This window comes from Kineosporia sp. A_224 (assembly GCF_002198655.1).
Taxonomy (GTDB): Bacteria; Actinomycetota; Actinomycetes; order Actinomycetales; family Kineosporiaceae; genus R-H-3.
The window spans coordinates 20,532-27,053 of record NZ_MWLN01000168.1; the positions used below are offsets into that span (position 1 = coordinate 20,532).

The 6,522-nt window shown below is 74.6% G+C and carries 7 protein-coding genes; 2 read left to right on the forward strand and 5 right to left on the reverse strand.

Translation table 11 applies throughout. The annotated features are described in order from the left end of the window. The first annotated feature begins 71 nt into the window (after positions 1–71). Complete coding sequence (gene gtfA / locus EDJALFJO_RS15665; protein WP_088286869.1) at positions 72–1,589, forward strand: sucrose phosphorylase; 1,518 nt, start codon at positions 72–74, stop codon at positions 1,587–1,589. Here gtfA and EDJALFJO_RS15670 read toward each other — a convergent pair. From EDJALFJO_RS15670 to EDJALFJO_RS15690, 5 genes are all read right to left on the reverse strand, one after another. Then, positions 1,490–2,977 carry a wax ester/triacylglycerol synthase family O-acyltransferase gene (locus tag EDJALFJO_RS15670; RefSeq protein ID WP_088286871.1) on the reverse strand — a complete coding sequence of 496 codons (1,488 nt, stop codon included), beginning with the start codon at positions 2,975–2,977 and terminating at the stop codon, positions 1,490–1,492. The two genes, gtfA and EDJALFJO_RS15670, sit on opposite strands and share 100 nt — an antisense overlap. 69 nt (positions 2,978–3,046) lie before the next feature. Beyond that, positions 3,047–3,322 (reverse strand): isoamylase early set domain-containing protein, encoded by a 276-nt coding sequence (locus EDJALFJO_RS15675; protein ID WP_088286872.1) that lies wholly within the window; start codon positions 3,320–3,322, stop codon positions 3,047–3,049. A gap of 154 nt (positions 3,323–3,476) precedes the next feature. Then, positions 3,477–3,815: a hypothetical protein gene (locus tag EDJALFJO_RS15680; RefSeq protein ID WP_088286875.1), complete on the reverse strand. Its 339-nt coding sequence runs from the start codon at positions 3,813–3,815 to the stop codon at positions 3,477–3,479. A gap of 189 nt (positions 3,816–4,004) precedes the next feature. Then, positions 4,005–5,180, reverse strand: coding sequence for an RtcB family protein (locus tag EDJALFJO_RS15685; RefSeq protein ID WP_088286959.1), 1,176 nt, complete (start codon positions 5,178–5,180; stop codon positions 4,005–4,007). Between the two features lie 153 nt (positions 5,181–5,333). Next, the gene (locus EDJALFJO_RS15690) at positions 5,334–5,702 is read right to left on the reverse strand and encodes a VOC family protein (protein ID WP_088286877.1); all 369 of its coding nucleotides are present in this window, start codon (positions 5,700–5,702) and stop codon (positions 5,334–5,336) included. Between the two features lie 96 nt (positions 5,703–5,798). On the opposite strand from EDJALFJO_RS15690, the gene EDJALFJO_RS15695 reads away from it, so the two are divergent. Further along, on the forward strand, positions 5,799–6,497 hold the full coding sequence (locus EDJALFJO_RS15695) for a M50 family metallopeptidase (RefSeq protein WP_088286880.1): 699 nt from the start codon (positions 5,799–5,801) through the stop codon (positions 6,495–6,497). The last annotated feature ends 25 nt before the right edge of the window (positions 6,498–6,522 follow it).

Below are 6,522 nucleotides of genomic sequence, written 5' to 3' on the forward strand. Positions count from 1 at the left end.
GGGTGCCCGGCGGCCGGGGGCCGTGGCATGATGCACCGGTTCTGAAAGCGTTTGCAGATGGAGGACGAGCCATGCGCGACGGGGTGCAGCTCATCACGTACGCCGACCGGCTCGCCGGGTCGGTCCCGGGCCTGGCCGAGATGCTCGGGACGGGGCCGCTGGCCGGCCTGTTCACCGGCGTGCACGTCCTGCCGTTCTTCCGCCCGTACGACGGGGCCGACGCCGGCTTCGACCCCGCGGACCACCGCGAGGTCGACCCCCGGCTGGGGACCTGGGCGGACGTCGCCGCGCTCGGCGAGCGCACCGAGACGGTCGTCGACCTCATCGTCAACCACGTCTCGGCGGACAGCCCCTGGTTCCGCGACGTCGTCGCGCACGGGGCTGCCTCGCCGTACGCGGGCATGTTCCTCACCTTCGACGGGCTCTTCCCGGACGGCGCCACCGAGGCCGACCTGCTGACGATCTACCGGCCGCGGCCCGGGCTGCCGTTCACCGCGATGAGGCTGGGCGGGCGCAAGCGCCTGGTGTGGACGACGTTCACGAGCCAGCAGGTCGACCTCGACCTGCGGGACGAGCGGGCCCGCGGCTACCTCACCGAGGTGATCGACCTGCTCGCCGAGCACGGGGTGACGATGGTCCGCGTCGACGCCGTCGGGTACGCGGTCAAGACCCCGGGCACGTCGTCCTTCATGACGCCGGAGACGTTCGCGTTCATCGAGGAGCTCTCGGCGCAGATGCGGGCCCGTGGGCTCGAGGTGCTCGTCGAGGTGCACTCCTACTACCAGCGGCAGATCGAGATCGCGCGGCACGTCGACCGGGTCTACGACTTCGGGCTGCCGCCGCTCGTGCTGCACGCCCTGCACGCCGGGGACGCCGCCCCCCTGCTGCACTGGCTGGCGGTCCGCCCGGTCAACTGCGTGACCGTCCTCGACACCCACGACGGGATCGGCGTCATCGACGTCGGCGCGGACGCGACGGCCGCCGAGGGCGACGACAGCCCCGGGCTGCTCACGCCCGACCAGATCGACGCGCTCGTGGAGTCGATGCACGCCGCGAGCGGCGGCACGAGCCGGCTCGCGACCGGGGCGGCGGCGAGCAACCTCGACCTCTACCAGGTGAACTGCACGTTCTACGACGCCCTCGGCCGCGACGACGCGCGCTACCTGCTCGCGCGGATCGTCCAGCTCCTCGCCCCCGGGATCCCGCAGGTCTACTACGTCGGTCTGCTCGCGGGGTCGAACGACATGGACCTGCTCGGGCGCACCGGGGTCGGCCGCGACGTCAACCGGCACCACTACACCGCGGCCGAGGTCGAGGAGGCGCTGCGCCGCCCGGTCGTCGCCGCGCTCGCGGCGCTGATCCGGCTGCGCAACGCGCACCCGGCGTTCGGCGGGGCGTTCTCCTGCGGCGCGGGCACCGGCTCGTCGGGCGCGCTGTGGATGAGCTGGGACCTCGGCGGCGAGCACGTGTCGCTCGAGGCCGACACCGGTCAGGGCACGTTCCGCCTGGAGTGGACGACGCCCGACGGGGTCCGCTCGGCCGGCTCCGTGCGCGACCTCGTCGACGCGCCGGTGCCCGCGAGCGCCTGACGCAGCGCCTCGACCTCGGCGACGACGGCGTCCGCGACGGGCTGCGGGTCCGGCAGCAGCCCGGCGTCCGCGGCGACCCCGACGGTGACGTCGCCCGCGTAGCTGAACAGGCTCACCCCGAGCCCGACCGACGCGGTCTGCGGCACCCAGAACACGATGCCCTCGACGGCGGCACCGGCGAACCAGACCTGCTCGCGCGGGCCGGGCACGTTCGTGACGATCGCGGTCGTCTTCGAGCCGAGCACGCGCAGCACGACGCCGTGCAGCCACGACGGGAGGAAGCCCAGCAGGCTCACGAGGGCGAACGTCGCGGCGGCCTCCCGGCCGTCGCGCAGCCGGTCCGTCGCGGCCCGGACCGCGCGCACCCGGGCCGCGGTGTCCGGGACCGAGACCGGCAGCGGCACGAGGACGAGCCCGAACCGGTTGCCGAGGCTGCGCGGGACGGGCACGTCGACCGGCCGCAGGTTCACCGGCACGAAGACGCGCAGGTCGCGGGCCGGCTCGCCGTGCGCGAGGAGGTGGCGGCGCAGGGCGCCCGCGGTCGCCGCGAGCAGGACGTCGTTGACGCTCGCGTCGAGCGCCGCCGCGACCGCCTTGACGTCCGCGAGCGGCATCGGCGGCGTCCAGGCGACCCGCTTGTCGACCCCGAGCCGGCCGCGCAGCCGGGTCCGCGGGTCGCGCGAGAGCAGGAGCAGGCGGGCTGCCGTCGCCACGACCCCGAACCCGAACCGGACGGCGGCCAGGGCGGCCCGCGGCTGCCGCCAGGCGGTGGCCGGGTCCGGGACGCCCACGACCGCCGACACCTCCGAGGTCCCGTCGGCCGCCCGCCGGACGACGCCGGGCCGCTGCGGCGTCCGGCGGCGGCCGAGGAGCACGGACGGCGCGGGCAGCCCCGCCCCGTCGTCGACCGGGGCGTGCGGCCCGTCGTCGGTGAGCGAGACGAGCACGCTCGCGAGGGCGATGCCGTCGGCGATGCAGTGGTGCAGCCGGGCGACGACCGCGCTCGTCGCCGGCCCTTCGTCGTCCGCGGGGACGTCCACGAGGTGGAACTGCCACGGCGAGCGGGTCATGTCGAGCGGCGTGCCGAGCAGCCGGCTCACGAGCGCGTCGAGGTCGCCGCGCGGCACCGTGACCCGGACCAGGTGGGCGTCGAGGTCGAACCCGGGGTCGTCGTCCCAGACCGGTTGCTCGAACGGCGACCCGGACGGCACCGGCCGCCGGGAGAACGTCGGGAAGCGCTCCAGCAGCCGGGCTCCGACGACCTCGCGCAGCCGCTGCCAGTCCGCCGGTGCGGCGAACCGGAGCACGCCGGTGATCATCATGAGGTTGTCGGGCGCGTCGAGGCCCAGCCATGCAGCGTCGGCGTTCGACATCCGGTGCGAGCCCATCACCTCAGGCTCTCAAGCGGCGGGGCACCTGTCCTGTCGGGGCCCCGGCCGGGCTCCGACGGCTGCGGGTCAGACGTGCAGGACGCCGCCCTCGTACGTGTGCAGGTCCGCCTCGGGGTCGTCGAACCACAGGCCGCCCTCGCCGAGGTAGCGGAAGCGGTGCGTCGAGCCGGGCGGGAGGGTCAGGACGACGCTGCGCGTGCCGTTGGCGCGCTTGACGAGCGTGTGGGTCCCGGGCGTCCAGCCGTTGAAGTCGCCGACGACGGAGACCTTGCCGGCGACCGAGGTGTCGGGGAGGGCGAAGGTGACCTTGACGTCGGAACCCTTCTTCTGCCTGCGGATCATGGTGCTTCTCCTCGCGACGGGTGGTGGCTGAGGTTCCGCCGCTCCATCGGGGCATCCTCGTGCGTGTGCCCGTCGAGTATCACCTACCGCCGGCGCGGATCCGTGGAGGCGCGCCCGGAAACCTCTGCTGCACAGGCGATATCGCGGGCGGGCGTCAGGTCGTCGGCTGCAGGACGGCGACGCGTGCCTGCCACCACTGGTCGCCGCGGGCCGTGCGGCGGTGCGCCCGGTGGTGGCGCCGGTGGCACTTCGCGTGCACCCACACCACGTCGCCGGTGCGCTCGTCGTGGTGGCCGCCGAGCTTGCCGGGGCGGTGGCAGAACACGCAGCGGTTGACCACCGCGGGGGCGGTCGTGCGGCGCCGGACGGCCGGGGTGCCGGTGCGGCCGCGGCCGGCGAGCGGCACCTGGCGCAGCAGGGCGTCGACCCGCTCGCGCAGCGCGGGCGCGAGATCGTCCGGCAAGGTGAGGAGCGCGTGCGTGGGGTCTGGCACAACCTGCGGACGACGGATCATCGTGCACCTCCCGTGGACGGAAAGGTACGCCCGGCCGTCCCCGAGGGGAACCCCTCATCACGAATTGGTAACGACGATTTTGCAGGCCGCGACGGCACGGGCACCGGGCGGGCCCGACCGTTCCCGGCCGTGCCCGCCCGGCGCCCGTCCCCCCGCCTGCGCCGTCCCTCAGTCGCCCTTGACGTTGACCACCTGGCGCAGCGTGTGCCGGACCTCGACGAGGTCCGCGGCGTCCGCCATGACCTGGTCGATGTCCTTGTACGCCGCCGGGATCTCGTCGACGAACGCGTCGGTGTCGCGGTACTCGATGCCCTTCATCGCCGTCCGCAGGTCGTCCTGGCTGAACGTCCGGCGGGCCGCCGACCGCGAGAACCGGCGCCCGGCCCCGTGCGGGGAGCTGTTGAGCGCCACCGGGTTCCCCAGGCCGCTCACGACGTAGGACGCCGTGCCCATCGAGCCCGGCACGAGGCCCGGCTGGCCCGCCCGCGCCTCGATCGCGCCCTTCCGGGAGACCCACACCTCACGCCCGAAGTGCTTCTCCTTCTGGGTGAAGTTGTGGTGGCAGTTGATCCGCTCGCCCTCGACGACCGGCTCGCCCATGAGGTCCGCGAGGCAGCCCACGACGCGGTCCATCATCTCCTCGCGGTTGAGCAGGGCGAAGTGCTGCGCCCACCGCAGGTCGCGGACGTACGCCCAGAACTCGTCCGTGCCCTCGGCGAGGTAGGCGAGGTCCGGGTCCGGCAGCCGGATCCAGTACTGCTCCATGAGCCGCCGGGCCACCGCGATGTGCGCCTGCGCGATCTTGTTGCCGACGCCCCGCGAGCCGGAGTGCAGGAACAGCCAGACCCGGTCCGCCTCGTCGAGGGTCACCTCGATGAAGTGGTTGCCCGACCCGAGCGTCCCGAGCTGGAGCCGCCAGTTGCCGGCGTACCGGTCCGGGTCGACCCGGTCCTGGGCCGCCTTCGTCTCGAGCTCGCCGACCCGGGCCGCCGCGGACGGCGTCACCTGGCGGTTGTAGACCCCCGCCGACAGCGGCACCGCCGCCTCGATCGCCTCCCGCAGCGGTGCGAGCGGCCGCCCGCCCGCGCGCAGGTCGTCGTCCGTGAACTGCGTCCGGACGGCGATCATGCCGCAGCCGATGTCGACCCCGACCGCGGCCGGCACGACCGCGCCGAGCGTCGGGATCACCGAACCGACCGTGGCCCCCTTGCCGAGGTGCGCGTCGGGCATGAGCGCCACGTGCGGGTGCACGAAGGGCAGCTCACTGGTCCGTCGGGCCTGCTCGAGGGTCTGCGCCTCGACCTCCGACGCCCAGGACAGGAGCCGCTTCGTGATCTTCTCCACCGTGATGCCCTTCCGCTCGTCGCCCGGCGTCCGCCGGTGCGCGGCCCGCGTCGTGCGGGCATGCTTCACGACGATCCCGGCCGTCGCCGCGGACGTCGAACGAATTGCGGCGCAACCGGTTTGCCGGGCGGTGCCGGAACCTGCTCGAAGCGGTCAGCCGCGGCCGGGGGCGAACACCTCGACCGGGTTGCCGGAGGGGTCCTCGACGACGACCTGGGTGCCGCCGGGGCCGCTGATCGGCTCGTTGCGGAACCGGGCGCCGACGGCCCGCAGCGCCTCGAGCGTCGGCCCGACGTCGTCCACCTCGACGACGAACCGGTTCCAGCCGCCGGGCACCGGTTCCGCGCCGTCCGGCATCGGCCGCCGGGCGGACGTGCCCGGGCCGCTGAGCCAGAGCGTGAGGTCGCCCTTGGCGATCATCGCGAACGGCGGGCCCCAGCGCTCGACGAGCTCGAAGCCCAGGGCGGCGTAGAACGGCAGGGCGGCGTCGACGTCGTCGACGATGTACCGCAGCGTCGCCATCGGGCGCTCCTTCGCGAGCGGGTCGGGGTGCGCGCCCCGGAAGGGGTGAAAGATAGCCGAACCGGACCGCACAGGCATGCCGCCTACGATCGCCACGTGACCGGGGTCCTCGACGACGTCCTCGCGGCCCAGGCCGCTCCCGCCGCGACGACCGTGGTCGGCAGCCTCGCCGTGGCGGCGCTGCTCGTCGTCTGGGGGCCGGCGTGGCGGGTGCTCCGGCACGTCGTGACGATCGCCCACGAGGGCGGCCACGCGGCCGTCGCGGCGATGACCGGCCGCAGCCTGCAGGGTGTGCGGCTGCACTCCGACACCTCCGGCCTCACGGTCTCGAGCGGCCGGCAGCGCGGCCCGGGCGTCGTCCTCACGCTCCTCGCGGGGTACCCGGCGCCCGCGGCGGTCGGGCTCGCCGGTGCCTTCGCGCTGGCCCACGACCGGGTCCGGCTGACGCTCGTCGTCGCGCTGCTGCTCCTGCTCGTCCTGCTGCTGCAGATCCGCAACGTCTTCGGTGTCGTCTCGGTGGTGCTCACCGGGGGCGCGCTTCTGCTCGTCAACGGCTGGGCGCCGCTGCCGGTCCGCTCGGCGGCCGCCTACCTGCTCGTCTGGTTCCTGCTCCTCGCCGCGCCCCGCACCCTCGTCGAGCTGCACCGGACCCGGGCCGGCCGCCGGGCGCCGATGTCGGACGTCGACCAGCTCGCCGGGCTCACCCGGGTGCCGGCCCTCGTCTGGCTCGCCCTCATGCTCGCCGCCACCCTCGGCGCACTCCTCCTGGCAGTGACCTGGCTCCTGGTCCCCTGACCACCCCCTCCCGCCCCCCTCCCCG